We start from the raw sequence: 24,804 nt of genomic DNA, 5'->3' as shown, positions 1-24,804 counted from the left end.
GGGGGTTCTCTTGCTCATCTCGGTCTCCTCCTGGACGCGACGGGGTCGGGCCACGGCACCGTTGAGGCGGCGGGCCCGGCATGGAATCTGGCGCATTCGGGGCCCCGAGACTTGCCAAAACCCTCAGGAAAACGTCAGCAGAACCTGAAATCTTCCGGTTTCGGGCGGAATTCGCGTCATAACAGGTGTCGCCGGGCTGGGTCCCGGCCTTCCGCCTGTGACGGCCCAGTTGCGGTCCCCGCCCCCGGTTGCGAGCCATGGCCTACCGATTCGGACCCTTCCAGCTCGATCCACGCACCGGCACGCTGACCGGGCCGGAGGGACCCATCCCCCTGCGCCGACAGGCATTCCGGTTGGCCGAAGTGCTGCTGGAGCACGCGCCGGAGCTGCTTGACCACCACACTTTGCTGGACCAGGCCTGGGGACGGACGGCCATTTCGGCCAACGCCCTGCCCCAGACCATCAGCGAACTTCGCCATGCCCTGGGCGACGACGCCCATGCCCCGCGATACATCGAAACGGTGCATCGGCGCGGGTACCGGATGGCTTGCCCGGTGCAACGCGTCGACCCCGGCGAGGACGGCGCCGCGCCCGGCGAACCCACCCCTGATCGATCACACCCGGCAACGCCCGGCAGCTTCTTCAGGGCAGGCGCCATGCTGCTGGCCGTCGCGCTGGTCGTCGCCAGCACCCCTTCCCCGCCCCTCGGTGCCGACCCCTCTTGGCAACGCCTGCACCTGGACACCCTGCCGGGCATCCGGGCGCAATCGCAGGAGGACGTCTTCAGCGCGTTCCGCCTGGTCCACGAGGCGCGAGGCACCTGGCACGACGACCCCGCGCTGGAACAGGTCTGGCTCGACCTCACGCTGCCGGTGGACATCACCAGCGAGCCCGTCGGCGCCGAAGTGTCGGTTCGCGCCTACGGCGGTGGGGACGACGACTGGCTGGCGCTGGGCCACACCCCGCTCCACGGCATGCGCCTGCCACTGACGATGTTCCGCCTGCGGGCGCGCCTGCCCGGGCATGCCGATCTCGAACTTGCGCCAAGCGTGCTGCCGATTCCCGAGACCCTGCACCTGCATCGATCCGAAGAGATCCCCGAGGGCATGGTCTATGTCCCCCCCGGCCAGGTGCGCTACCTCGACGTGGACCGCAGCCTTCCCGGCTTCTGGATTGGTCGCCACGAGGTCACCAACCGCGAATTCAAGTCCTTCGTCGATGCCGGCGGCTATTCGCGGCCCGAATTCTGGAGCGAGGCACTGGCGGCGCATCCGGGCGCGGCATTCGAGGAGGTCGTCGCCGACTTCGTCGACGCCACCGGTGCGCCCGGGCCCATGCGCTGGGCCAATGGCCACTGGCCGCAGGACGAGGCAGACCATCCCGTGGAGGGCATCAGCTGGTACGAGGCCTCCGCCTTCGCCGCCTTCTCGGGAGCTGCGCTTCCCAACGTCTTCCAGTGGTCGCGTGCAGCTGGACTGGGAACGGCCCAGGCGGCCAATTTCTCGGACATCCTGGTGGCCAGCAACTTCAACGGGCGCGGCACGACGCCCGTCGGGGCCAGCGGTGGCCTGGGGCCGTACGGCACCCTCGACATGGCGGGGAACGTATGGGAATGGTGCGCGAACGCGGTGGACCAGCGACGCCACCTGCTGGGGGGGTCCTGGATGGACAATCCCTACCAGTTCAGCAGCCCCAACGCGATGCCGCCGCACGAGCGCCGACCGGGCTTCGGAATGCGGCTGGTGCATAACGAGGCGCCCGTGGACCCGGCCGACGGGGCCGACATCGCCCATGTCCAGAACGAACTGCCCGAGCCGGTGGACGACCGCACCTTCGCGCTGCTCAGTCGCCTGTTCGACTACGACGAGACCCCGCTGGAGGCGCGGCTGGAATCCGTCGAACACCATGACGCCTGGCGCCGCGAGCGGGTCAGCTTCGATGCGGCCTACGGCGGCGAGCGCGTACTGGTGGATGTCCTGATCCCCTACCGCAGCCAGCCTCCGTACCAGTCGGTGGTCCACTTTCCCGGCGGCGATGCGCTGATGCTCGACTCCATCGACGATGCCGGCCTGTTGCATGTGGAACCTTTCCTGCGCAGCGCGCGCGTGGTGGTCTATCCGGTCTACAAGGGCACCTTCCACCGTCGCGGGAACCCGCCCTCCGGACCGATCGCCAGCCGGGACCTGTTGATCCAGCAGGTCAAGGACCTGCGGCGGACGCTGGACTACCTGCACACCCGCGACGACATCGACACGCAGAGGATCGCGTTCCACGGCCTGAGCTATGGCGGCTGGCGCGCCCCCTACGTGCTTGCCGTGGAGGAACGCTTCGCCACGGCCATGCTGATCTCCGCCGGCATTCCGGCACGGGCGTTGGCCGAGGAGATCCAGCCGCAGGACTACCTTCCAAGGGTGAAGGTCCCGGTCCTGATGCTCAATGGCCGCGAGGATTTCACCTTCCCGCTGGAGCGTTCGCAGCGCCCCTTCTTCGAGCGCCTGGGCACGCCTTCCGCGCACAAGCGCCACGTCGCCCTGGACTGGGGGCATCTGCCACCGGGCTACCTGCAGGTCTCGCGGGAGCTGGTGGCCTGGGCGGACACCTGGCTCGGACCGGTCGCCGACGGGCTGGTGGCCCGCAATCCGACGGCCGATCCGCAGCACGACTGAGCGCGCGGCTGCTCCACGCAGGCACTTTCATCGCAAGGCTCGACGCGACACCCCTGCGGCGGGCACCCTTGGCGGAGCCGGCGACGCGCCGGCACCACGAGGCGGGGCAAGGCCATGGGCGATCGATTCGTACCGATCATAGAAACGGTGATCACCTTCCTGGAGCTCACGGGGGTGGCCGTGATCGTGATCGGATTCATCATCGCGACCGTCCAGTGGCTCTTCCGCTTTCGCCGGCAAACCACCCACGCCGCCTACCTGCAGTACCGCCGGCGAAGCGTGCGCGGCCTGATCCTCGGCCTGGAGTTCCTTGTCGCGGCCGACATCATCAAGACGGTCACGATGGACTACTCGATCTCCAGCCTCCTGGAGCTGGGCCTGATCGTTGTGATCCGCACCTTCCTGGTGTTCTCCCTGCACCTGGAGATCGACGGCCATCTGCCCTGGCAGCCCGGCAGGAAGCGGTCCGGGCCGCTCGCGAAGCAGGATCCCGGATCGACGTGAATGCGAAGGTGGGCCGGCCGTGAGCGCCAACCCCACCTGAACACCGCGCGCCGGTTTTCTGGCATGCCTGCGGGGTTGGCGTAGCATGGACCCGGGCATCCCGGCCCGGTGCCTTGCACCGGCGACCACGCCCCTGCCTGCGAAAAGACCCGCAACGCCGCCCGCGCCTGCCGTGCCGGGGTTCCGGCGTGGATCCGCCCCCCCCCCATTGGCCACCCCGGCACCTTCGGATCCCCTTATGAGCCAGTACAGCGTCGACGACCTCACCTGCATCGACTCCACCGTTTCCTGCAGCCGCTGCGATGCGGTCTGCTGCCGCCTGACCGTCATGGTCATGCCCGAGGACCGCGGCGTTCCGCGGCACATGGTGACGCGCAACAAGGAGGGCCTGGAGGTGATGGCCCGGGACGAGGACGGCTGGTGCGTCGCGGTCGACCAGCGGCACATGCGCTGCGGCATCTACGAGGACCGCCCCGGCGTGTGCCGGAAGTTCGCCATGGGCAGCGCCTACTGCGTCGCCGAGCGCGAGAACTACGCCCGCGACAATGCCAAGACCGTGGCGCTGAAGCTGATCTGACACCCTTGGGCGGGCCCGGGGGACCTAACGCAACTGGCTGTCCTTGCTCCCGCGGCGGTTGTACCCGGTGCCTGCGGCGCCGTCGCGATCCTCGGCCTCCTGGCAGGCCACGCACAGGCGGACGCCCGGGACCGCCTTGCGACGGGCCTCGGGGATCGGTGCTTCGCATTCTTCGCAGTGCGTGCGACCAGGGCCCTCGCGCAACTGGCTGCGGGCACGCTTGATCGCGTCCTTCACCGTCGCGTCGATCTGATCCTGCACCGCCCCGTCGCCAGCCCAACCAGTAGCCATCGGATCCTCCTGCCCGTGCGACCCCAATGTATCGCGACGCGGATGAACAGTCCGCGAGCCGGGGCCGACCGGTGCAGCCCCGGCAAGCCGCTATTGCAGGTCGGGATGGCGCACGTGGCCCTGCCCGCGCAGGACGTAGCGCTCGATGGTCAGCGACTCCAGGCCCATCGGGCCGTAGGAGTGCAGGCGGGTCGTGGAGATCCCGATTTCCGCACCCAGCCCGAGTGCGCCGCCGTCGTTGAAGCGCGATGAGGCATTCACCGACACCGCCGAACTGCGCACGGCGCGGATGAAGTGCTCGGCAGCCTGGTCGTCCGCGGTCGCGATCACTTCCGTATGGTCGGAGGTATGCCGCTGGATGTGGGCGATCGCGTCCTCGATCGAATCCACGACGCGCACCGAGAGGATCGGCGAAAGGTATTCCGCATCCCAATCCGCGTCACTGGCAGCCCGGGCTTCGGGAAATGCCTTGCGCGTCCTCTCGCAGCCACGGATCTCGGCACCGCGCGATGCCAGTCCGGCCAGCGCCGTGGGCAGCCAGTCGGCCGCCATGTCGGCATGCACCAGCATCGTCTCCAGCGCATTGCACACGCCGGGGCGCGACAGCTTGCCGTCGATGGCCAGGCGGGTGGCCACGTCGGGGTCGGCGGCCCTGTCCACGTAAAGGTGGCACACGCCCTTGTAGTGCTTGATCACCGGCACGCGTGCGTTCTCGGCAACGAAGTGGATCAGCTTCTCGCCACCCCGTGGAATCGCCAGGTCGATCAGGTCACTGAGTTGCAGCAGCTCCAGCACATGCTCGCGCCCGGTGTCCTCGATCAGCGAGACCGCCTCGGGGGGCAGGCCGCGGGACTCGAGCGCGCGGTGCAGGCAGCGCGCAATGGCGACATTGGAGTCGCAGGCCTCCGAGCCGCCCCGCAGCAGCACCGCGTTGCCGGCACGCAGGCAGAGCGCCGCCGCGTCGGCCGTCACGTTCGGGCGTGCCTCATAGATCATCGCGATGAGGCCGAGCGGGATGCGCACCTTCTCCACCCGCAGGCCATTGGGGCGTTCCTCGCTGCGCGTCACCTCGCCCACCGGATCGGGCAACTGCGCCACCTCACGCAAGGCCTGGACGATGCCGTCCACGCGCGCGGAATCCAGCTTCAGGCGATCCAGCATCGCCCCCTGGGTGCCCTTGCCTTCGGCCCGGGACATGTCCTTCGCGTTCGCGTCGAGGATGTCCTGGCGGCCCGCATCGACGGCATCGGCCATGGCCTCGAGCAGCGCCACGCGGGACGGTGAATCAAGCGCGGCGATCTCGCGCTGGGCCAAGCGCGCGCGCTCGGCCAGATTGCGTACGTAACCTGTCATCGGACGGTCTCCAGTAGGGTGTCGGGGGTGCGCTCCGGGCGTGCGGGGCCGGTCATGCAGGCCATGAAGAGCTCCGGCGTGGGTGCGGCAGCCGCCTCGCTGAGCAGCACCATGTCTTCGCGACGGATGACGGACTCGCAGTTGCTGAAGCCCAGCGCCGGCTCGATCTCGCTGCTGTGCAGGCCAACGATGCGCTTGAGGTCGTCGGAGCGGTATTGCACCAGGCCCCGGGCGATGCGCCCGTGGCCATGCTTCGGGAGCACGTCGACCATCGCCATCGTGGTGAAGTCGCCCTCCACGGCAACCACCCCACCGGGAAGCAGCGATCCACCCTGCTCCAGCAGGGCCTCGACCGCGCCATCATCGACCCGGATCGCACCGCCGCTGGGCGGGGTATGGCGAAGCCACAGCTTGCGCGCATCCAGGCGCTCGCCATGGGCGGGAATGAAGGTGCCACGCAGGCGATCCTCGCCGAGCGCCGCCACGGTCTCGTGGTCGTGGCCGCAGAACAGTGCCGTGTCGATGCCCGCGGCCGCGGCCTTGATGGCCGCCTCGAGCTTCGTGTACATGCCACCGGTGCCGAGCGAACCCGCCCCACCCTGGGCCATCAGCATCGCCTCGGGGGTGATCTCCTCCAGCCGCGGCACCGGCCGCGCCTCGGGGTCGCGGGTGGGGTGCCCGGTGTAGAGGCCCTCGATGTCGGTCGCGATCATCAGGATGTCCGCCCCGACCAGCGTGGCCACGGCAGCGGCCAGGTTGTCGTTGTCGCCCAGCTTGAGTTCGTCGATCGCCACGGTGTCGTTCTCGTTGACGATCGGCAGCGCCCCGAGCTTCATCAGCTCGCACAGCGTGGAGCGGGCGTTGAGGTAGCGTCGGCGATTGCACAGGTCGTCGTGGCTCAACAGGACCTGCGCGACGGGGCGTTCCACGAGGCCCTGCCAAAGCGACAGCATCGGCACCTGGCCCAAAGCCGCCAGCGCCTGGCGCTGTCCGAGGTCACCTCCGGCGTTGGCGGCCAGGCCACGTCCGGCGGCCACCGCCCCGGAGGACACCAGCAGCACCTCGCGACCCTGCGCATGGAAGCGCGAGATCAGGCTGGCCAGCGCCGCTGCATTCTGCTTGCCCAGCCCGCCCTGGCCATCGCTCAACAGGCTGCTGCCCACCTTGATCACGGCTCGCCGCCAGCGCGGAAGGGTTTGTGCGGGAAAAGCTGAAGTCATGGTGCGGATATCTCCCCTGGAGTTGCATGGAGGGAGGGCTGGAGATGATGCAGCGCAGCATCCCCTGGCCGAGCCAAACGTCCTTGTCGAGCGCTACGGATCGCCCTCGCATTGAATTTTGGAGTCGGATCCCGGAGGCGGGAGACCGCGGCCTTGCGTTGCGACCCCTCACCGGGTCTAGCGACGCATCTCGGGGCTCGGCAATGGCGAGCCTGCGGTCTGTCCGGGACTACGATGCAGATGCGGTCTGCATTTCGAACGAATCGAACATGGCCGGAAGCCTAACATTTCCGGCACCTGCAGGCCAGCCGGGGCTGGGATGCCCCGCTGGGAAAGAGGCACCGGCATGCCGCGCTGCACCATGAGATCGGGCGCTCGCCGGCTGCGACTTGCACGGCGAGTTAACGGACCGGTGGAGACGATGGGGAGTCCCCCCAATCGCAAGGAGCGAGCGCATGGCCAGTCGCAAGGCACCCGGCACGTCGACGAAGAAGTCCGCCGGCCCAGGCACGTCGGGATCCGACAGCATCGGAAATGGTGGCGAACTCCATCGCAAGGCGTCGGGCAAGCATCCGCCGCTCACCACCAACCAGGGCATCCCGGTGCCCGACAACCAGAACTCCCTGCGGCCCGAGCCGCGCGGCCCCACCCTGCTGGAGGATTTCATCCTCCGCGAGAAGATCACCCACTTCGACCACGAGCGCATTCCCGAGCGCATCGTCCACGCCCGCGGCTCGGCGGCGCACGGCTATTTCGAGCTGACGAAGTCGCTCAAGAAGTACACCACCGCGAAGATCCTGACCGAGGTTGGCGTCAAGACCCCGGTGTTCACCCGTTTCTCCACCGTGGCAGGCGGGGCCGGCTCGGTCGACACGCCACGCGACGTGCGCGGGTTCGCGGTGAAGTTCTACACCAAGGAAGGCAACTGGGACCTGGTCGGAAACAACATCCCGGTCTTCTTCATCCAGGACGCGATGAAGTTCCCCGACGTGGTGCACTCGGTGAAGATGGAGCCCGACCGCGGCTTCCCGCAGGCCGGCAGCGCACACGACACGTTCTGGGACTTCATCTCGCTCACGCCCGAAGCCATGCACATGATCATGTGGGCGATGAGCGACCGGACGATCCCGCGTTCGCTGCGCACCATCGAAGGCTTCGGCGTGCACAGCTTCCGCCTGCTCGACGCCAAGGGGAACTCCACCTTCGTGAAGTTCCACTGGCGCCCGAAGCTCGGCATCCAGTCCACGGTATGGGACGAGGCGCTCAAGCTGCAGGCGGCCGACAACGACTTCCACCGCCGCGACCTGTTCGAGGCGATCCAGGCCGGCCAATACCCGGAGTGGGAGCTCGGCGTGCAGCTGTTCACGGAGGAGGAAGCCGACGAGTTCGACTTCGACCACCTCGACCCGACCAAGCTGATCCCGGAGGAGGTCGTTCCGTTGACGATGATCGGTCGCATGGTGCTGGACCGCTGGCCCGACAACTTCTTCGCCGAGACCGAACAGGTGGCCTATTGCCCTGCGAACATCGTCCCGGGCATCGACTTCAGCAATGATCCGCTGCTGCAGGGGCGACTGTTCTCCTACCTCGACACGCAGCTGTCGCGGCTTGGTGGCCCGAACTTCCACCAGATCCCGATCAACGCGCCGAAGTGTCCGTTCGCCAACCTGCAGCGCGACGGCCACATGCAGATGAACGTGCCCAAGGGCCGGGTGAACTACGAGCCCAGTTCCCTGCAGTCCGATGCGCCACGGGAAGCGAAGGAAGGCTATCGCCACCACGCCACGCGCAGCGAGGACGCCGGCAAGGGACGCGTCAGGCCCGAGAGCTTCGCCGACCACTACTCACAGGCCCGGCTGTTCTTCCGTAGCCAGACCAGCATCGAGCAGGCGCACATGGCTTCGGCGCTGGTTTTCGAACTTTCCAAGGTCGGTACCGCCCACGTGCGCGAAGCGATCGTGGGCCACCTGCGTCATGTCGACCCGGGGCTGGCCAAGCGGGTCGCGGACGGCCTGGGCATGGATGCCCTGCCCCCGGCTCCGCCGGCGAAGTTCAAGCCGCACGACATGCCCGAATCGCCCGCATTGCAGATCATCGGGCGCATGAAGTCGACGCTCGAAGGGCGTGCCGTCGGGATACTGGTCGACGACGGGTCCGACGCCGGTGCCGTGTCGGCCCTGAAGAAGGCGGCCGCGGATGCCGGCGCCATGGTCAAGATCGTGGCGCCGAAACTCGGTGGCGCGAAGCTGTCGGACGGCAAGCGCATGCCCGCCGACGGCCAGCTCGCCGGCACGCCCTCGACCGTGTTCGATGCCGTCGCGGTCGTGCTGTCGGAGAAGGCGGGGAAGCAGCTGGCACGCGAAGCGGCGGCGGTGGATTTCGTGCGCGACGCGTTCGGCCACCTCAAGGCGATCGCCTTCGACGCCGGCGCGAAGGCGGTGCTGGATGCCGGCGGCATCGACCCCGATGCCGGCGTGGTGAAGGCCTCCGACACCAAGGGCTTCATCAAGGCCGCCAAGACCCGCCAGTGGGATCGCGAGCCGAAGCTCAGGCTGCTGGCCTGAATGCCCCGGCCCCGCGGGCGGCGAGCACCGCCCGCGGGGTCGGATTCAGAACTCCTCGACGACCTCCAGGGCCAGGCCAGCCCGACGCGCGCCCTCGAACGCGAGGTCCCGGGCCCGCACGAGCGTGGCCTCGTCCTCGGCCTCGATCTCCACCTGGGCCACCTCGTCGCCCTGGTTCTCGGCGAGACCAGCCGAACTGGAGTCCTCGTCATCCATGTGCGGCATCAGGTCGTCGATCACCTCGACGCGTTCGACGCCCTGGATGTCACCGAGCAGGAAGACGAGCTGGTCGACGACCGACCGGGGCCCGGATATACGTACGCGCAGCATGTCCATGCGGATTCCTCATCTCATCGAAAGTGGGGGGAGTGGGCCGTTCCCACTGGCTTCACTTGCGCTGCCAGCGTCCGTCGGCGTCCTTCTCGTACTCGTTCTTCACCGCGGACCAGGCCACCTTGTGGGCCACCTCCTCGCGGGAATCGTCTCCGCGTCGATCATCCGGGTCGGCGTACTCGTCCCAGGCGCTGTTGAACGCCTTCTTGTAGATCTCCTGCCCGTGCTTGGGCAGGTTGTCGCGCACGGCATCGGGAAGTTGTGAAATCGTGTCGTAGGGCATGTCCGGCCTCCCTGGATGGACTGGATGAGGACTGGGCTCAGGCGCTGACGTGGCCACCGCCGTTGACGTGGATGATCTGCCCGGTGATGAAGGAGGCGTCCTGGCTGGCGAGGAACACGTAGGCCGGCGCCACCTCCGCAGGCTGACCCGCACGTTTCATCAGCGTGTTGTTCCCGAACTTGTCCACCTTGTCCTCGTCGAAGGTGGCGGGGATCAACGGTGTCCAGATCGGACCCGGCGCCACCGCGTTCACGCGGATGCCACGCTCGGCCAGGCGTTGCGCGTAGGAGAACGTCATCGCCTGGATCGCTCCCTTGGTCGAGGCGTAGTCGAGCAATTCGGCGTGGCCGCGCGCACCGGTCACCGACCCGGTGTTGATGATGCTTCCGCCCTCGCCGAGGTGCTCCAGCGCGGCCTGGATCAGGTGGAAGCAGGCGAACACGTTGCTCCTGAAGGTCTTCTCGACCTGCTCCGGCGTGACGTCCTCGGGGGCATCGACCGGGTGCTGCTCGGCGGCGTTGTTGACCAGGATGTCGAGCTTCCCGAGCTTGTCGACGGTCCGCTCGACCGCCGACCTGGCGTGAGCCGGGTCACCCAGGTCGCCCCGGATCAGTTCGCAGCGTCGTCCGGCGTCCTGCACCATGTCACGCGTGGCCTCGGCATCGGCATCCTCCTCGAGGTAGGCGATGGCCACGTCGGCCCCCTCGCGGGCGAAGTGCACCGCGACGGCCCGACCGATCCCGCTGTCGCCACCGCTGATCAGCGCCACCATTCCCTCGAGCGCCCGCTTGCCGCATAGTCCCCGCGGATGGTCAGCGGTTCGGGATCCATCCGTGACTCGCGCCCCGGCTGGCGGGGCTGGGTCTGGCCGGATTGGTTCGGGTCGAGCTTGCTGGACATCGTGCGCCTCGCTTGTAGCGTTGGTTCGAAAAGCACCATGCAGCACACGTGCCAGCCTGCAGCCCTCCCGCAGGATGCCGGTTCCACCGTGCGACGACGCCTCCCGGCATTGCAGGATGCAGCGTGGGGCCCTCAATTCCCTGCAGGCTGCCCGAACGGCTGGTCGGGTCCGTATTCCACGTTGACTACCCTGCATGCCACCCCGAGGGGCGGCCATGCCCCCTGGAGACCAGCAATGAAATGGCGTCGTGCGCGCAAGAGCGAGAACGTGGTGGATCGACGCGGGGCCAGTGCCGGCAGCATCGGCGGCATCGGGATCGGCGGCGTGGTGGTGGTGGTGCTCATCAGCCTCGTCCTGGGTAAGAACCCGCTGGAGATGCTGGGTCTGCTCAGCCAGGTGCAGGGCCCGTCGACGACCACGACCTCGGCTCCCATCGACGACGAGGCATCCGAGTTCATCGCCTCCATCCTTGGCGAAACCGAGGACGTCTGGGCCATGCTGTTCGAACGCAACGGCAGCCGCTATGCCCCGACCCGGCTGGTGCTGTTCAACGACCGGGTCACGTCGGCCTGCGGCAGCGCCAATGCGGCGGTCGGCCCCTTCTACTGCCCCGCCGACCAGCAGGTCTACATCGACCTGGGCTTCTTCCGTGAGATGGAGCGTCGCCTCGGTGGTGGTGGCGAGTTCGCCGAAGCCTACGTGATCGCCCACGAGGTGGGTCACCACGTGCAGAACCTCACCGGTGTATCGCAGCGCGTGAACCAGGCCCGCAGCCGCGGGCAGAACGTGTCCGGCGAACAGGGCCTGCTGGTGCGGCAGGAATTGCAGGCGGACTGTTACGCGGGCGTCTGGGCGCATCACGCGCAGCGCCGGCACGACTGGCTCGAGCCGGGCGAGATCGAGCAGGCCCTGGCCACCGCCAGCGCCATCGGCGATGACGCGCTGCAGCGGCAGTCGCAGGGCACCATCGTGCCGGATACGTTCACCCACGGCAGCTCCGAGCAACGGGTGCGCTGGTTCCGTACCGGCTTCGACGTCGGCGACCCGGCCCGCTGCGACACCTTCGCCGCGCCCGAGGTCTAGCGCCGGACCCCGCCCGGCCCCCCGCGATGCGCGGCCGACGGGGCAAGCGACGCCCGGAACGGCTGTGTAAGCTTCACCTGCCGGGGGGAGCCGGCGGTCGGAGCGTGGGGGCCCATGGAAAGCATCGTCGTCATCCTGGTATTGGCTGTCGTGTCGGTACCGGTACTGTTGCTGGTGGTGCTGGTGCAGCTGGGATCGCTGCGCGGGCGGACGCGGGCGCTGGAACTGGAGCTGCGCAGCCTGCGCGCGGCGAACCCGGCCTCGCGACCGGAACCCGCCGCGCCCCGGGCTCAGCCCGCCACCGTGCGTCCGGTTGCCGCGGAGGGTGTCTCGCCCCGCACCAGCGAGACCCCTGCGCCCCCTGCCGCCAGCCCTTCAGCGGCCTATACGCCTGCCACGCCCGAAGGCCCGGCGCCCGCAGCCGCCCCTCGCGGACCCGAGGCTGCTCCGACGCCACGCCAACGGCCCTCGGGGCCGTCGCAACCGGGCATGTTCGACACCGCGACGCGGTTCGTGCGGCGCTGGTTCACCGAGGGCAACGTACCGGTGAAGATCGGCATGCTGGTGCTGTTCGCCGGGGTCGCGGCGCTGCTGAAGTACGCCAGCGACCAGGGCTGGATGACGCTGCCGCTGGAGCTCAGGCTGGCCGGCATCGCCCTGGCCGCCACCGCCGGGCTGGCATGGGGCTGGCAGCAGCGCGAACGCCGACGCAGCTTTGCGCTCAGCCTCCAGGGCGGCAGCATCGGCATCCTGCTGATGACCGTGTTCGCCGCGTTCCGCGTCTTCGGGCTGATTCCCTCCGGGGCGGCCTTCGCGATCAGCCTGGTCCTCGTGGCCGGCACCGGCGTGCTGGCGGTACGGCAGGACGCCAGGGCGCTGGCGGTGCTGGCGATCCTGGCCGGCTTCCTGACACCGGTGCTGGTGTCGACCGGGGAAGGCAGCCACGTCGCGCTTTTCAGCTACTACGCCCTGCTCAACCTCGGCATCCTGGCGATCGCGTGGCTGCGGCCCTGGCGTGCACTCAACCTCATGGGCTTCGCGTTCACCTTCGGCATCGGCGTGGCCTGGGGCGTGCTGGCCTACCGCCCCGAACACCTTCCCAGCACCCTGCCTTTCCTGGTCCTGTTCTTCGCGCTCTATCTCGTCATCCCGCTGCTCTACGCGCGGCGTCGCGGCGCGCTTCGGCGCGACCTGGTCGACGGCTGCCTCGTGTTCGGCAACCCATTGGTCTCGTTCGCCCTGCTGGCCGGGTTGCTGGACGGACAGCGCATGCCACTGGCGTTCGCAGCCCTGGGCCTGGCCCTGCTCTACGTGGGCCTGGCGTGGACGCTGTTTCGCAGGCAGCGTTACACGCCACTGGCGGAGTCCTGGGCCGTCCTGGGCGCGGGCTTCGCCACGCTGGCCGTACCGCTGGCATTGTCGGCGCGCGCCACGGCCAGCGTGTTCGCGCTCGAGGGTGCGGCGCTGGTCTGGCTGGGACTGCGCCAGGGGCGGCGCCTGCCGCTGTGGTCCGGCGTCGCGCTGCAGATGCTGGCGGCACTGGCCCTGCTGGTCGGCTTCAGTGCCACGATGAATGAAGCGCCCTGGCTCAACCCCGGTTTCATCGGCGCCCTGCTGTTGAGCGCGGCCGGTCTGGCGAGCGCATGGAGCTGCCGACAGGCCGAACGGGACACCGCGGCGCTGTGGTTCTACCTGTGGGGCCTGGCCTGGTGGACGTTCGCTGGTGCCACGGAGATCGACCGCTTCGCCGCGGCACCGCATCACGCCACGTTGTGGCTTGCCTGGCTGGCACTCGGCCTGGGGCTGCTGGGCCTCGCCCTGCGGCGCAGCACGTTCGGGCCACTGCCCTGGACGGCCGTGGCGCTGCTGGCCGGTGTGGTGCTGGCCACCCTGGGTCAGATGGAGTTGCTGCCCCACCCCTTCCACGGCCATGCGGCATGGGCATGGATGGCGCATCTCGCCCTGGGTGTCTTTGCCCTGGCGGCATTGCGCGACGCGCCCGCCCCGGCGGTCCGTTGGGCGCTGGGCCTGTGGTTGCTGGGCTGGGCCCTGGCGGTGTCGCTGGGCCTCACGCACGCAGCCTCGCTGCTGGCGCCAGGCAGTGGCTGGCAACCGGCGGCGTTCGCCCTGCCGTGGATGGCCGTGCTGGCCGGCGTGTTGTTCGCGCCTGGTTGGATCGGCGTACCGCTACGGCACCGCGTGGCGCTGTGGCAGCCGCAGCTGGCCTCGGTGGTGCTTGGCATCGCCGGCATCGTGTGGCTCTCGCTGCTGACCCACCCCGGTGGCAGCCAGCCCCTGCCCCACGTCCCGCTGCTCAATCCGGTGGAACTGGCCAGCGCCGGCCTGGTCGGCCTGCTCGCCGCCTGGCTGTGGTCCGGACTGGCCCCGCCTGCGCTGCACGAGCGCCGCAGCGCGATCCTTCCCGCCGTGCTGTTCATCACGCTCAGCATGATGACCCTGCGCGGCGTCCATCACTTCGCCGGCATCCCGTGGAGCGAAGCCATGCTGCGCACGGCGGTCGCACAGTCCAGCCTCACGCTGCTGTGGAGCGTGCTGGGCGTGGCCGCGTGGATACTCGGGTCGCGGCGCGGCCAGCGCGCCGTCTGGCTGGCCGGCGCCGTCCTCATGGGCGTGGTGCTGGTGAAGCTGGTGCTGGTGGACCGCCAGCACCTGGGCAACCTGGCCGGCATCGCCTCGTTCATCGGCTACGGCCTGCTGTGCACGGCAGTGGGCTACTTCGCGCCGGCACCGCCCCGGCCGCCGACATCCCCCACCGCCACCGCACCGGAGGCCTCGTGAAAAGACCTGCCTGGCTGGTCGTCCCAATCACGCTTGCGATGCTCGCGGCACCCGCGATGGCGGAGGACGCTGCGTTCGCGAAGCGATGGCCGCTGTCGGTGGAGCGCGAGGACAGTGGCGTATACCGGGTGGTGCTCGACGCGAGCGTCTATGAAACAGCGATCGACCCCGCCTTGCGCGACGTGTCCGTCATGGATGCCGACGGCGACCTGCAACCCGCCACGCTGGTCGCGCACCGCTCGCTCGACGACACCGCTGCGTCCACGGTCGAGCTGCCGTGGTTTCCCATCCCGCCGGCACCGGCTTCGGCCGCCTCCCAGCGCTGGCGCGTGGTCACCCGCACCGGCCCGGATGCCCGCGTGCAACAGGTGGAAACCGAAGTGCTCGAGGCCGGCACCCGCGCCCCGGAAACGACCGATCTGCTGATCGACGCCAGCCAGGCCGGCGCCGCCTTGACCTGGATCGAACTGGACTGGCCGCCGCAGGCGGAACCCATCGATGCGCGCTTCGTCGTCGAGCACAGCAACGACCTCGACGATTGGCAGCCGGACGGAACGACGGCCCGCCTCATCGACCTGGCGAACCAGGGCATGCGCATCGAGCGCAGGCGCATCGAACTCTCGCGCGCCGGCAGTGCGCCTTACCTGCGCCTGCGTCACGCGGGTGGCCAAAGGCCGCTGCGGATCAGCGCGGTCCGCGGGGGGCTGGCCTCGCCGCTGTCCCCACCCGACCGGCAATGGGTGGAATTGCAGGGCCGGGTGGTGGAAGAGGACGGGCAGGCCAGCGTGGTCTTCACCAGTCCGGGCCGCTATCCGGTCAGTGCGGTGCAGGTGTGGCCGCGTCCCAACACCGCGCAGCGCTGGCAGTTGCAGAGCCGCGATCGCGACGGTGACCGCTGGCTTACCCATGACACGGGCACCGTGGCTTACCGGCTGCGCGACGCGCAAGGCGAGAGCCACTCGCCCGCCATCACCCTGCGCTCGCCCACGCGCCATACCCAGTGGCGCCTGACCAGCGACGGTCGGATCGACGAGGCGCCGGAGATCCGGCTCGGCTACACGCCGGAGACCCTGGTGTTCCTTTCGCGCGGGGAAAAGCCCTACTCGCTCGTCGCGGGCAGCGCGCGGAGCTACCGTGCCGATGCCCCGATGGACGACATGCTGGCCGCCCAGCGCCAGCGCTACGGCGCCGACTGGGTCGCAAGCGAAGCCAGGCTGGGTGTGCCCGCCGCGCTGGCAGGCGCTGCGGCGCTCGAGCCCGGGCGGGAGCCCCGGCGCTACAGCCACTGGGTCATGTGGAGCATTCTGGTCCTGGGCAGCCTTCTGGTCGCGTGGCTGGCATTCGGGCTGCTGCGGGCACCGCGTCGCGGCCAATAGCCCGCTCCGGCCCCTTCTCCTGCATGCAGCGCTGTCCCTCCGGCAACGGTCGGTACGTTCCGGGAGTAGGACCAGGGAGGACGGCTCATGTGCGATTTCCAGCAGCTGAAGAAATGCGCGGCCTTCGTCGTCCTCGGCGCAGCCCTCGGCACCGGCGCTTCGGCCATCGCGTCCATCGATCCGCCCCGGGGTGCAGGGTCCCCCGAGGGGCAGGCGCCGCGCGTGGGCCAGAATGGCGCCGCGCATCTTCCATTGAAGCGCGGCTTCTACGTCCACCCCGAGGTGGCCTGCGGCGAAGCCTCCGCAGCCTCGCTGCTGCTGTTCCGTGGCGCAGCCATCAGCGGCTCGCGCGACCTGTGCAGTTTCCAGCAGGTCCTGCAGATCGCCTCCGACACATGGCAGGTGCACGAGAGCTGTGAAGTCAGCGAGGGCGGACGCGCATGGGTCGTCGACAGCCAGTCGACCTGGCGGATCACCAGCCCGACCAGCTTCGAACGCACCAACGAAGAAGGCTGGGAGGTCCGCGCACGCCTGTGCGAGCAGTCAAGCCTGCCCGAGCCCTGGAAAGACAACGACATCGGCGACCTGCTCCACTAGCCGGTCAACCGAAGGCCGAAGCTCACGACCCTGCTCGGGCACCCGAGCGGCCGTCAATCCAGGTGTTCGCGCAGGAACCCGGCCACGCCGCGCCAGATCGCATGGACATTGTCGACGTCGCCGAACCCGTGTCCCTCCTCGTCGAACACGAGCCGACCGGCGTGCGCCCGGCCATGTCCAGCAACCGCAGCAGGCGATGGCTGTGTTCGAAGTCGACGCGCCGATCCTCGCGGCCATGCACCAGCATCACCGGCACGTTGAGTTCACGGAACTGGTACAGCGGTGACACGGCCAGCATTTCGGCCTCGTCCGTCTTCGGATTGCCGATGAAACGCTCCAGCAACTCGCGGCCCTGCTCGCTGCGGCCACCGTCGCTGGCGGTATAGAACAGGATGCGGTCGCTGACACCGGCCATCGATATGGCGCACTTGAAGCGCCCGGGCCAGCGGATCGACGAAATCAGCGCCGAATACCCACCGTAGCTGGTGCCCATCGCGCACATGCGCGTCTCATCGAGGGGAAAGCGTGCCAGCACGTGCTGCATGGCGGCATCGATGTCGTCCTCGATCAGCGTGCCGTGGTTGCGCATGCCCGCCTCGCGAAATGCGCGCCCGTAGCCCGCCGAGCCGCGGAAGTTCACCTGCAGCACCGCGTAACCCAGCGAAGCCAGGAACTGGACCTCGCGATTGAAGTGGAGGGTATCGGCCACGCCCACCGGTCCACCATGCGGAAACACGATCAGTGGCCGCTTGCCCGCGGCCTCCGGCAAGGTCAGGAAGGCCTCCATCGCCAATCCATCGGCCGAGGTGAACGACACCACCTCGGTCGGGGCGAAGACCGTGTCCTCCAGCCAGGGCAGGTCGTCGGCCACCAGGCTGGCCCGGCCCTGGGCCACGTCCACGTGGAAAAGCTGCAGCGGCTGGTCACCCCCATCGACCCACAGCATGACCTGCTGCCGATCCCGGCTGCGTGCCGTCATCGATACCGTGCGGCCCGGAAACGCCTGCCGCAGACGCTGCTCCAGCGTGTTGTCGGCCTCGGTGAAATACTCGTTCACCAGCCGACCGCCCTCGTAGTAGGACACGCCGATCGGTTCCTGCCGGTCGTCCCACAGCACGCCGACCACATCGCTGCCTTCGCGCGAGAACAGGGTTTCGGTGATCTGACGAGACGCCACGTCGAAGGCCACCAGCTCGCGTTGCTCGCGGTCGCGGTCGGTGATGCCGTAGATCCTGCTGGCATCGTAGGACAGGCCCACCGGATCGAGGTCGCGGTCACCGGACAGCTTCATCACATCCTGGAAGTCGTGCTCCTGGCCGTGCACCAGGAAGGCCTCGTCGTCGCGCTGCACCACCGCCGCACGCAGCCTGCCCTCGCCATCGAACAGCCAGCGCGAATCGTCCCGCAATCCCGCGTTCAAACGCGTGTTCATGGTCGACCTGAACGCGTCGATGGCCGCGTCGCTGGAAATGTCCATGCGATGCACCATCATGCCGCCGCCCGTTCCACTGCTGTTTCGGCGCAGTTGCGAGGCATACAGGATGTGGTTGGGCTCACGTGGCAGGAAATGCACCACCATGCCCACCGGCAAGCGCTTCTGGCTGAAGCTGCGGCCGCCGTCGGCCGTTTCCTCGATCCGGATCAACGATGTGATCGGCGCCTGGCGCCGGGGCTGGGCGGCCACCAGCAGCTTGTCGTCACCCGACCACTGCATGCGCACGAAGCGTCGCACGCTGGTCGCCATCACCGTCAGGGTCCCCGCACGAAGGTCGACCAGCTCGATCGCCCATTCGTCGTCGCTCTCGCGGACATGGATGGCCAGCAGGTCGCCGCGCGGGTTGAGCTCGACGCTGACGATGCGGTCGGGGCGGAACAGCGTTTCAACCGCAAGCGGAAGCTCGCCGGGTTCGGGCGGTGCGCGGAACGTGACCTCGGCAGCCGGCTTGTGCGTGCCCAGCTTGCCGCGTTCTTCCAGGTAGAACGCCGGGAACGGATCTGGGTAATGGCCGGAATACACCATCCCGTGGCGCGCCAGCAGCTGGGGGTGGTGCTCGTCGAGCCAGTCCATCGCGGCCAGGCCGCGGTTGTACACCAGCATCTGCGCCCGCCACAGCGAGGACGGACGGAACAGCAGGTCGCCCGGATAGGTGATGGCACCGGGCGCCACGCTGAAGCGGAACTCGGGGTCCTTGCGCAGTTCGTACTTCACCTGGCGCACCGGCCACAGGTCGACCCACTCGTAGTCGCCGGCCGTGGCGATGTAGAGGGCGTAGTTGTGGCCCTCCTTGAGGTCGTCCATGGAGCCCGACCCGAAGAGTCGCCGTTGCGCATCAGCCGCACCCGGTACAGGTCGACGTTCGTGTCGACCGCCACGACGACCAGCCCTTCGTCCTCGCGCAGCTCGGGCACCTGTCCCGGGGCCACGGCGCGCAGCCGTGCCTCCACGCTGCCCGCAAAAAAGACCAGCAGCAGCGCGACGCCGCACTTCCAGATCAAACCCATGATTTTCCCCAAGTCCCGCTCCAGCGGGTTCCCCTGTCTTCTGCGACGCCCCTCCCGAGGGTCGTCGCACCCCGCCCGCATCATACCGGCCCTGCTGGCGATTTGAGGCTGAACGGGCCAGGTCCGCCCGTTCATTCTGGGGACGGCTCAACAGTTTTCGTACTTCCAGTGCCGGGCCTTGCCCTCGGCCATCCATTCCACCGCCTGGGCCAGGCGCCGCTGGCGGGTGTCCTCGCGCTTGGCTTCCACGATCCAGTCGACGTAGTCGCGCTTCTTGCCCGGCGGGAAGGCGTCGAACGTCGCCTTGGCGGCCGGATTCTCCTCCAACGCGGACAGCAGGTCGTCAGGCGGCACGACTGCCGGCTTGGGCTTGGCCGCCTTCGTGCCGCCCTTGGTTTCGCCCGCGTCGATGAGCTTCATCGCATCGCGGATGTAGCCCGCCATGATGCGCTTTCCCGGGATGTCCTTCACCGATTGCAGGCGCCCGAACTGTCCCATGCCCTCGGCCGCTTGCGCGTCGTCGCCCACCACCTTCGCGCCGTGCCACAGGTTGAAGGCCACGTGCTGCTTGAAGGCCGCCATCACGGCCAGGATCTTTCCCTTGTAGGTGAAGCTCGGCGCGCTCCACTTCAGCGTCTCCTCCGCCTCCGGACAGGCGCTATGCACCCGCTGGCGCAGCTCCTCGAGTATGGGTTTGGCGAAGTCGGAGGACTTCGCGATGTAGGCGTCGATCTTCGCGCTGGTGCTCGGCATGGCAGTGACTCCGGACGAATTCGGGGTTCAGTCGCGGTCGCGGTCGGGCCCGCGGCGGAATCGCCTGCGTCGACCGAATATCCAGACAATGATCAGCGCCGGGATGCCGACCAGCAAGGCCCAGCCGATCCAGCCATCCTCGTCCGAAGCAGGGTCGCGCTGTTCCGCCGGCGCTACGGTCGGCGGTGTTTCACGGGGGCGTTGGTTCACCGCGACAGGCGCGTTGCCAAGCGCCTGGGTCCACTGGGTCGGTGGGCTTCCCGGGACGGGCCTCTCGACAAGCCCTCCCCAGGCCAGCGCCAGCACGACGCCCAGCACCGCGGCGCCAAGGATGTGTCCTCGCTTTCCCATCCGGGGTCTCCCTGTCCTCAGGCTCCTGAGCCAGCGTGGGGAATCATGGGCAGGGCGTCAATGGCGCGCCATCGGTCAGGCTCGGGGAAGCACCCACCGGCTCGCTGCCCTCCTGCGGAGGCATCGGCCGTCGGGACCGGCGATCACTCGCCGACGGCCTGCTCGACCCGCGCCAGGCGTGCATCGAGGTCGGCGCGGTCGTACCAGCGGCCGGCCACCATCACTCCCTCGATGCGGCCGGCGTTGGCGATGTCGGCCAGCGGGTCGGCGCCGAGCAGCACCAGGTCGGCCGCCATTCCCGGCGCGACCACCCCGCGATGGCCTTCCGCGCCGATGTGGCGCGCCACTTCCACCGTGCCCGTGCGCAGCGCCTGGAACGGAGTCAGCCCCGCTTCCACCATCAGCGCCATTTCCCTGTGCGCGGAGAAGCCCGGCACGTTGAACACCTGCGGTGCATCCGAACCCAGCACGATCGGCACGCCACCATCGTGCAGCGCCTTGAGCAATTCCCGGCGCAACTGCAGGAACCGGTCCGCACGCTCGCGACTGAAGCCTTGCGCGGACTGCGCACCCGCACGCGAAGCCTGCCACTGTGCCTTCGTCGCGGGGGCGACGTACTTCATCTCGGGCCAGTCCAGCATCTCCTCCGCGGGTGTCGACCCGAGGATGGACACCATCAGCGTTTCGGTCGGACTGATCGCCGCCCCGGAGGAGCGGGTGGCTTCCACCAGCACCGGAATGCGTGCGCGGTCGGCAGCCATCGCGGCATCCAGGCCAAAGAAGCCCGGGCTGGCCGTCCGCTCCGGCCGGTCCTCGGGCACCAGCCCGCGCACGTAGTCGTCCATGTGCTCGATGCAGGCCATCCCCATCGACAGGGCATGCTCGATGCCGGCTGCCGCCGGCACGTGGCCCACCACGGGCAATCCAACCCTGTTCGCTGCCTCCATGATGGCGTCGAAGTTCTCGAGCGTCAGGCCCGGATGCAGCTTCGCCAGGTCATAGCCCGCCGCCTTCTGGGCCTCCACCAGCTCCACCGCCTGCTCCGGACTGCCCACCGTGTTGCCGTTGAGCGAGGGACCGGAGGTCAGAAGGCGCGGTCCCTGGCGTTCACCGGAGGCCAGCGAATCGCGCAGCGCCAGATGGCCGGGCTCGCCGAGCACGCCGCGCACCGTGGTCACGCCATTGGCCAGGAAGAGGTCCAGCACGTTGTCCAGCGCGGCTGCCTGCGCGACAGGCGGTACATGCCCATGCATTTCCGCCAGCCCCGGCATCAGCCAGTGGCCCCGGCCATCGACCACCCTGGCCCCTTCAGGCACCTCGACCTCGCCCACCGGACCCACGGCGACGATCCTGCCGGCGTCCACCACGACGGTGTGGTCGGGGAGCTGGCGCTCCTCGTCCATCGGGACCACGTTCACACCGGTGAAGGCGATCGGGGAAGCCCCGGCGAGAGGGGCCAGCATCAGACCAAGAACCAGCACGACGGCACGCATGGCGAACTCCCGTTGATCAAACTCCCATCCAACTCCCTGGTCCCGCCGGTACGCAGTGCCAGAGGTCACGGCCGTGGACGAACAGCCAAGGCACTTCGACGCGCCGCTCCAGCTTCAACCGTTGCGATCGGCGCCGGCCGAGGCGGACTGGCATTGCTCGCCCGCCGGCCCGGACGCTGGCCCCACGCACAGGCGGAAATTCTGCAGGCCGCTCACCTGGTGGCTTTCGCCCTGCGCCAGCGTGAAGCGGGCAATGGGATCCTGCGCGCAGCCGTCGGGTGGGTCGACCGCATCGGTCGCAGCGCAGGCCTTGGGCAGCACGATGTAGTGGCATTCGCCGCTGGCGCTGTGCACGCAGTCGAAGCGTGCCACCCCGGCCTGCACGTGGGCTCGGCTGAGCAGCACGTCGGTGCCGTTGGCGGTGGCGCGATGCTCGAAGCTGCTGCCACCGACATCAAGGCCCACCAGCGACAGGACGAAATAGAAAAGCGCGATCAATCTGTTCACGGGTCACTCTCCGGTAGACCTGCGCGGGCCGGGCCCGGCGAAGGCTACATGTGGCGAAACAGGGTCATGAAGGGCTGGCTGACTGCCAGTGTCTCGGGTCGGTTCTTCAGCCGGACGGTGCCGCGACCGCTCTCGTCGCGCACCACGCCGGCCACGGCCTTGAGGTTGACGATCGTGGAGCGGTGGATCTGCTTGAACATCGCCGGGTCCAGGCGCTCGAGCAACTCCTTGATCGGCGTGCGCAGCAGCGCCTCGCCCTCGGCGGTCATCACCGTGGTGTACTTGTTGTCGGCCCGGAAATAGGCCACGTCGTCGACCAGGACCAGGCGGGTTTCACGGCCCGCCATCGCGGTCAGCCAGGTCAGTGGCGGCGGCGCATCGTCGGCCCTGCGCGCCGGCCCCAGGCGTTCCACCAGCGCCGCCAGGGTCGCCGCATCGAGGTTCCCCGTGCGTGCCTGCAGGCGCTGCACGGTGGCCGCCAGCCGGTCAGGCGCGATCGGCTTGAGCAGGTAGTCGATGGCGCCGCGCTCGAACGCATCCACTGCGTACTGGTTGTAGGCCGTCACGAACACCACCTGTGTGGACGGACTGGCCTCGGCCGCGCCAGCCGCCACCTCCAGACCGGTCAAACCGGGCATGCGGATGTCGAGGAAGGCCACGTCGGGGCGGTGTTCGGCAATCGCCTCCAGGGCGCTGGCGCCATCCTCGCATTCGGCCACCACCTGCAGCGCCGGCCACGCCGTGCGCAGCTGCGCCAGCAGCGATTCGCGCAACAGGGCCTCGTCCTCGGCCACCACGCAGGTGCGGATCGGATCAGACATGTGCAGTCTCCTTGGCATCGTGCGCCGGCACGATGATCGTCGCGGCCACGCCGGTCGGGAAGTTCGCCACCACGGCCAGCGACGCCTCCCCGGCATAGACCAGCCGCAGGCGCTCGCGCACGTTCTTCAGGCCGATGCCGGTGCCGGAATTCTTCGTGCTGAGGCCTTCGCCATCGTCGGCCACGGTGATCGACACCATGCCGTCTGCGCGTCGGGCGCGGATCCACACGGTGCCGCCTGCGGTGCGCGGCTCCAGCCCGTGCTTGATCGCGTTCTCGACCAGCGTCTGCAGCATCATCGGCGGCAGCGTCGTCGTGCGCAGGGACTCGGGTACGTCCACCTGCACCGCAAGACGGGGCCCCATGCGGATGCGGAGGATCTCCAGGTAGGCCAGGGCGCGTTCGAGCTCCACGCCCAGCGTGGACAGTTCGTCGTCGGTGCGCGGCAGCGAATGGCGCAGGTACTGGATCAGGTGGCCCAGCATCTCCTCCGCGCGGGGCGGGTCGCTGCGCACCAGCAGCTGGGCGCTGGCCAGCGTGTTGTAGAGGAAGTGTGGTTCGACCTGCGCATGCAGCAGGCTCAGCTTGGCCACGGTCAGCTCCTTCTCCGTGGCGGTCTGTGCCGCCTCGGCCTTTTCGCCGCGGCGGCGCTCGGCCACGCGTCGGCTCAGCGCCCGGGTGATCGCCTCGGCGTTCTCGAAGTTGGTCGCGTCATCGACCAGGAACCAGTCGCTCCAGGCGGGGGTTTCGGGCTCGCAGATCAGCGTCACGCTGCCGCTGTCATCCCCCGGCGTCACCGTGGCCTGGATGCGGTTGCGCGGAATGCCGAACCACAGCAGCGGGTTCCACCGGCCCAGCGGGTGTCGGTCGTAGTTCTGCTCGCGCGCCACCAGGGCACGCACCTGCAGGCTGTCGCGGGCGCTCTCCACGCCGGACACGCCCGGCAGCTCCCGGATCGCCGCCTCCACCAGGTCGAAGGCCTCGCCGGCCTCCAGGGGAATCTCCACCAGACGGCGCTGCCGGTTGGCCAGCGCCTCCTTGTCGATGCGCCCCGCCACCAGGTGCACGCGCCCGAGATGGGAAATCGCGCCGGCCACCACCAGCGCCATCGTCAGCGTGCCTGCCAGCGCCACCGGCCATTCCAGCCGGCCCAGCCCGGGCAGCTCCGACCACAGCGCCGAGAACAGCACCACCGCCAGCAACCAGGCGAGGCTGATGCGCAGGACGAAGACAAGGCTCTTGATCACGATGGGGCCACCAGCTTGGGATTGCGATCGAGCATACCCAGCACCGGAAGCCATTTCGCCCCGTTTGCGACGAAACCCCGGATAACGCGACGGATCGGCCTAGAACGCGAGCCAGATCAGCACGGCAATCACCGCGTAGGAAGCGATGACAAGCCCCGCGACCACGCTGAACCACCCGTTCGGGGTCGACTCCGTCACATGGGACTCGAGGCGGCCCAGTACGGCGATCGCGCGGCGCCAACCGGAAACCGCCACGATTGCAGCCGCGAAAATCAGTGCGGTGCCCGCCAGTTTCGGGATCCAGTCCGGCTCGAAGTTGCGCATCAGCGCACGCAGGCCCAACGCAAGCACCACCATCGCCATCGAGGTCCTCATCCATCCTGCGAAGGTGCGCTCGATGGCCAGCCGAGTGCGGTCTTCCGCCAGGTCGGTCCGGTCGGCCCCGGCTTTTTCCGTTCCTCCGTTCGTGCTCATCCGGGATTCCTTCCGAGTTCTGCATTCCAGGGTTTCCACAGCAGCTTAACGCCGGCGATAGCTAAAGTGGATCCGGACCCGCCTGCCTGCTGGCTTACCGGCGTTGCCAA

The 24,804-nt window shown here is 68.8% G+C and carries 22 protein-coding genes and 1 pseudogene; 8 read left to right on the top strand and 15 right to left on the bottom strand.

What is annotated here, in order from left to right; translation table 11 throughout:
* Positions 1–257 precede the first annotated feature (257 nt).
* From FU658_RS05465 to FU658_RS05455, 3 genes are all read left to right on the top strand, one after another.
* Positions 258–2,666: an SUMF1/EgtB/PvdO family nonheme iron enzyme gene (locus FU658_RS05465; protein WP_147891162.1), complete on the top strand. Its 2,409-nt coding sequence runs from the start codon at positions 258–260 to the stop codon at positions 2,664–2,666.
* Between the two features lie 114 nt (positions 2,667–2,780).
* Positions 2,781–3,170, top strand: coding sequence for a DUF1622 domain-containing protein (locus FU658_RS05460; RefSeq protein WP_147891161.1), 390 nt, complete (start codon positions 2,781–2,783; stop codon positions 3,168–3,170).
* Positions 3,171–3,408: 238 nt separating this feature from the next.
* Positions 3,409–3,747, top strand: a complete 339-nt coding sequence (locus FU658_RS05455) for a YkgJ family cysteine cluster protein (protein ID WP_147891160.1) — start codon at positions 3,409–3,411, stop codon at positions 3,745–3,747.
* A 24-nt stretch (positions 3,748–3,771) separates the two neighbouring features.
* On the opposite strand, the gene FU658_RS05450 is transcribed toward FU658_RS05455, so the two are convergent.
* The 3 genes and pseudogenes from FU658_RS05450 to proB form a co-directional block, all read right to left on the bottom strand.
* Positions 3,772–4,038 (bottom strand): DksA/TraR family C4-type zinc finger protein, encoded by a 267-nt coding sequence (locus FU658_RS05450; RefSeq protein ID WP_147891159.1) that lies wholly within the window; start codon positions 4,036–4,038, stop codon positions 3,772–3,774.
* A gap of 90 nt (positions 4,039–4,128) precedes the next feature.
* Positions 4,129–5,391, bottom strand: a complete 1,263-nt coding sequence (locus FU658_RS05445) for a glutamate-5-semialdehyde dehydrogenase (protein ID WP_147891158.1) — start codon at positions 5,389–5,391, stop codon at positions 4,129–4,131.
* Positions 5,392–5,492: 101 nt separating this feature from the next.
* Positions 5,493–6,611 (bottom strand): annotated as a pseudogene (gene proB / locus FU658_RS05440) (glutamate 5-kinase); the annotation flags it as partial.
* Between the two features lie 455 nt (positions 6,612–7,066).
* Here proB and FU658_RS05435 point away from each other — a divergent pair.
* A complete protein-coding gene (locus tag FU658_RS05435) occupies positions 7,067–9,175 on the top strand; it encodes a catalase (RefSeq protein WP_147891156.1) in 2,109 nt (702 codons plus the stop codon).
* A gap of 45 nt (positions 9,176–9,220) precedes the next feature.
* Here the strand turns inward: FU658_RS05435 and FU658_RS05430 are convergent, their stop codons facing one another.
* Genes FU658_RS05430 through FU658_RS14695 form a run of 4 tightly spaced genes read right to left on the bottom strand, consistent with a single transcriptional unit; the run spans position 9,221 to position 10,691 of the window.
* Positions 9,221–9,511 carry a hypothetical protein gene (locus FU658_RS05430; RefSeq protein WP_147891155.1) on the bottom strand — a complete coding sequence of 97 codons (291 nt, stop codon included), beginning with the start codon at positions 9,509–9,511 and terminating at the stop codon, positions 9,221–9,223.
* Positions 9,512–9,563: 52 nt separating this feature from the next.
* Positions 9,564–9,791, bottom strand: a complete 228-nt coding sequence (locus FU658_RS05425; protein ID WP_147891154.1) for a ChaB family protein — start codon at positions 9,789–9,791, stop codon at positions 9,564–9,566.
* Positions 9,792–9,828: 37 nt separating this feature from the next.
* Positions 9,829–10,563, bottom strand: coding sequence for an SDR family oxidoreductase (locus tag FU658_RS05420; protein ID WP_147891153.1), 735 nt, complete (start codon positions 10,561–10,563; stop codon positions 9,829–9,831).
* Positions 10,551–10,691, bottom strand: coding sequence for a hypothetical protein (locus FU658_RS14695; RefSeq protein WP_222708361.1), 141 nt, complete (start codon positions 10,689–10,691; stop codon positions 10,551–10,553). Before FU658_RS14695 ends, FU658_RS05420 begins: the two co-directional genes overlap by 13 nt.
* A gap of 235 nt (positions 10,692–10,926) precedes the next feature.
* Between FU658_RS14695 and ypfJ the strand changes: the two genes are divergently transcribed.
* The 4 genes from ypfJ to FU658_RS05400 all read left to right on the top strand — a co-directional run bounded on the left by ypfJ (position 10,927) and on the right by FU658_RS05400 (position 16,547).
* Positions 10,927–11,775, top strand: a complete 849-nt coding sequence (gene ypfJ / locus FU658_RS05415; protein ID WP_147891152.1) for a KPN_02809 family neutral zinc metallopeptidase — start codon at positions 10,927–10,929, stop codon at positions 11,773–11,775.
* Positions 11,776–11,889: 114 nt separating this feature from the next.
* The gene (locus FU658_RS05410; RefSeq protein WP_147891151.1) at positions 11,890–14,574 is read left to right on the top strand and encodes a DUF2339 domain-containing protein; all 2,685 of its coding nucleotides are present in this window, start codon (positions 11,890–11,892) and stop codon (positions 14,572–14,574) included.
* Complete coding sequence (locus tag FU658_RS05405) at positions 14,571–15,950, top strand: DUF3999 family protein (protein ID WP_147891150.1); 1,380 nt, start codon at positions 14,571–14,573, stop codon at positions 15,948–15,950. Before FU658_RS05410 ends, FU658_RS05405 begins: the two co-directional genes overlap by 4 nt.
* 87 nt (positions 15,951–16,037) lie before the next feature.
* Positions 16,038–16,547, top strand: coding sequence for a hypothetical protein (locus FU658_RS05400; protein ID WP_147891149.1), 510 nt, complete (start codon positions 16,038–16,040; stop codon positions 16,545–16,547).
* 22 nt (positions 16,548–16,569) lie between these two features.
* On the opposite strand, the gene FU658_RS05395 is transcribed toward FU658_RS05400, so the two are convergent.
* From FU658_RS05395 to FU658_RS05360, 8 genes are all read right to left on the bottom strand, one after another.
* Positions 16,570–18,846 (bottom strand): alpha/beta hydrolase family protein, encoded by a 2,277-nt coding sequence (locus FU658_RS05395; protein WP_147891148.1) that lies wholly within the window; start codon positions 18,844–18,846, stop codon positions 16,570–16,572.
* A gap of 350 nt (positions 18,847–19,196) precedes the next feature.
* Complete coding sequence (locus FU658_RS05390) at positions 19,197–19,802, bottom strand: YdeI/OmpD-associated family protein (RefSeq protein ID WP_147891147.1); 606 nt, start codon at positions 19,800–19,802, stop codon at positions 19,197–19,199.
* 27 nt (positions 19,803–19,829) lie between these two features.
* On the bottom strand, positions 19,830–20,153 hold the full coding sequence (locus FU658_RS05385; RefSeq protein ID WP_147891146.1) for a hypothetical protein: 324 nt from the start codon (positions 20,151–20,153) through the stop codon (positions 19,830–19,832).
* Positions 20,154–20,296: 143 nt separating this feature from the next.
* Positions 20,297–21,646, bottom strand: a complete 1,350-nt coding sequence (locus FU658_RS05380; protein ID WP_147891145.1) for an amidohydrolase family protein — start codon at positions 21,644–21,646, stop codon at positions 20,297–20,299.
* A gap of 114 nt (positions 21,647–21,760) precedes the next feature.
* On the bottom strand, positions 21,761–22,153 hold the full coding sequence (locus FU658_RS05375; protein ID WP_147891144.1) for a hypothetical protein: 393 nt from the start codon (positions 22,151–22,153) through the stop codon (positions 21,761–21,763).
* A 44-nt stretch (positions 22,154–22,197) separates the two neighbouring features.
* Positions 22,198–22,974, bottom strand: a complete 777-nt coding sequence (locus FU658_RS05370) for a LytR/AlgR family response regulator transcription factor (RefSeq protein ID WP_187265940.1) — start codon at positions 22,972–22,974, stop codon at positions 22,198–22,200.
* The gene (locus FU658_RS05365; RefSeq protein ID WP_187265939.1) at positions 22,967–24,220 is read right to left on the bottom strand and encodes a sensor histidine kinase; all 1,254 of its coding nucleotides are present in this window, start codon (positions 24,218–24,220) and stop codon (positions 22,967–22,969) included. Before FU658_RS05365 ends, FU658_RS05370 begins: the two co-directional genes overlap by 8 nt.
* 99 nt (positions 24,221–24,319) lie before the next feature.
* Positions 24,320–24,733, bottom strand: coding sequence for a YidH family protein (locus tag FU658_RS05360; RefSeq protein WP_222708360.1), 414 nt, complete (start codon positions 24,731–24,733; stop codon positions 24,320–24,322).
* Between the last annotated feature and the right edge of the window lie 71 nt (positions 24,734–24,804).

This window comes from Alkalisalibacterium limincola (genome assembly GCF_008017755.1).
Taxonomy (GTDB): Bacteria; Pseudomonadota; Gammaproteobacteria; order Xanthomonadales; family Xanthomonadaceae; genus Alkalisalibacterium; species Alkalisalibacterium limincola.
This window is presented reverse-complemented; position numbering and strand designations above follow the sequence as displayed.

Bases quoted from the DNA above. Each gene is read 5' to 3' on its own strand.
- FU658_RS05465 (WP_147891162.1), top strand. From the start codon at position 258: ATGGCCTACCGATTCGGACCCTTCCAGCTCGATCCACGCACCGGCACG.
- FU658_RS05460 (WP_147891161.1), top strand. From the start codon at position 2,781: ATGGGCGATCGATTCGTACCGATCATAGAAACGGTGATCACCTTCCTG.
- FU658_RS05455 (WP_147891160.1), top strand. From the start codon at position 3,409: ATGAGCCAGTACAGCGTCGACGACCTCACCTGCATCGACTCCACCGTT.
- FU658_RS05450 (WP_147891159.1), bottom strand. From the start codon at position 4,038: ATGGCTACTGGTTGGGCTGGCGACGGGGCGGTGCAGGATCAGATCGAC.
- FU658_RS05445 (WP_147891158.1), bottom strand. From the start codon at position 5,391: ATGACAGGTTACGTACGCAATCTGGCCGAGCGCGCGCGCTTGGCCCAG.
- FU658_RS05435 (WP_147891156.1), top strand. From the start codon at position 7,067: ATGGCCAGTCGCAAGGCACCCGGCACGTCGACGAAGAAGTCCGCCGGC.
- FU658_RS05430 (WP_147891155.1), bottom strand. From the start codon at position 9,511: ATGGACATGCTGCGCGTACGTATATCCGGGCCCCGGTCGGTCGTCGAC.
- FU658_RS05425 (WP_147891154.1), bottom strand. From the start codon at position 9,791: ATGCCCTACGACACGATTTCACAACTTCCCGATGCCGTGCGCGACAAC.
- FU658_RS05420 (WP_147891153.1), bottom strand. From the start codon at position 10,563: ATGGTGGCGCTGATCAGCGGTGGCGACAGCGGGATCGGTCGGGCCGTC.
- FU658_RS14695 (WP_222708361.1), bottom strand. From the start codon at position 10,691: ATGTCCAGCAAGCTCGACCCGAACCAATCCGGCCAGACCCAGCCCCGC.
- ypfJ (WP_147891152.1), top strand. From the start codon at position 10,927: ATGAAATGGCGTCGTGCGCGCAAGAGCGAGAACGTGGTGGATCGACGC.
- FU658_RS05410 (WP_147891151.1), top strand. From the start codon at position 11,890: ATGGAAAGCATCGTCGTCATCCTGGTATTGGCTGTCGTGTCGGTACCG.
- FU658_RS05400 (WP_147891149.1), top strand. From the start codon at position 16,038: ATGTGCGATTTCCAGCAGCTGAAGAAATGCGCGGCCTTCGTCGTCCTC.
- FU658_RS05395 (WP_147891148.1), bottom strand. From the start codon at position 18,846: ATGGACGACCTCAAGGAGGGCCACAACTACGCCCTCTACATCGCCACG.
- FU658_RS05390 (WP_147891147.1), bottom strand. From the start codon at position 19,802: ATGCCGAGCACCAGCGCGAAGATCGACGCCTACATCGCGAAGTCCTCC.
- FU658_RS05385 (WP_147891146.1), bottom strand. From the start codon at position 20,153: ATGGGAAAGCGAGGACACATCCTTGGCGCCGCGGTGCTGGGCGTCGTG.
- FU658_RS05380 (WP_147891145.1), bottom strand. From the start codon at position 21,646: ATGCGTGCCGTCGTGCTGGTTCTTGGTCTGATGCTGGCCCCTCTCGCC.
- FU658_RS05370 (WP_187265940.1), bottom strand. From the start codon at position 22,974: ATGTCTGATCCGATCCGCACCTGCGTGGTGGCCGAGGACGAGGCCCTG.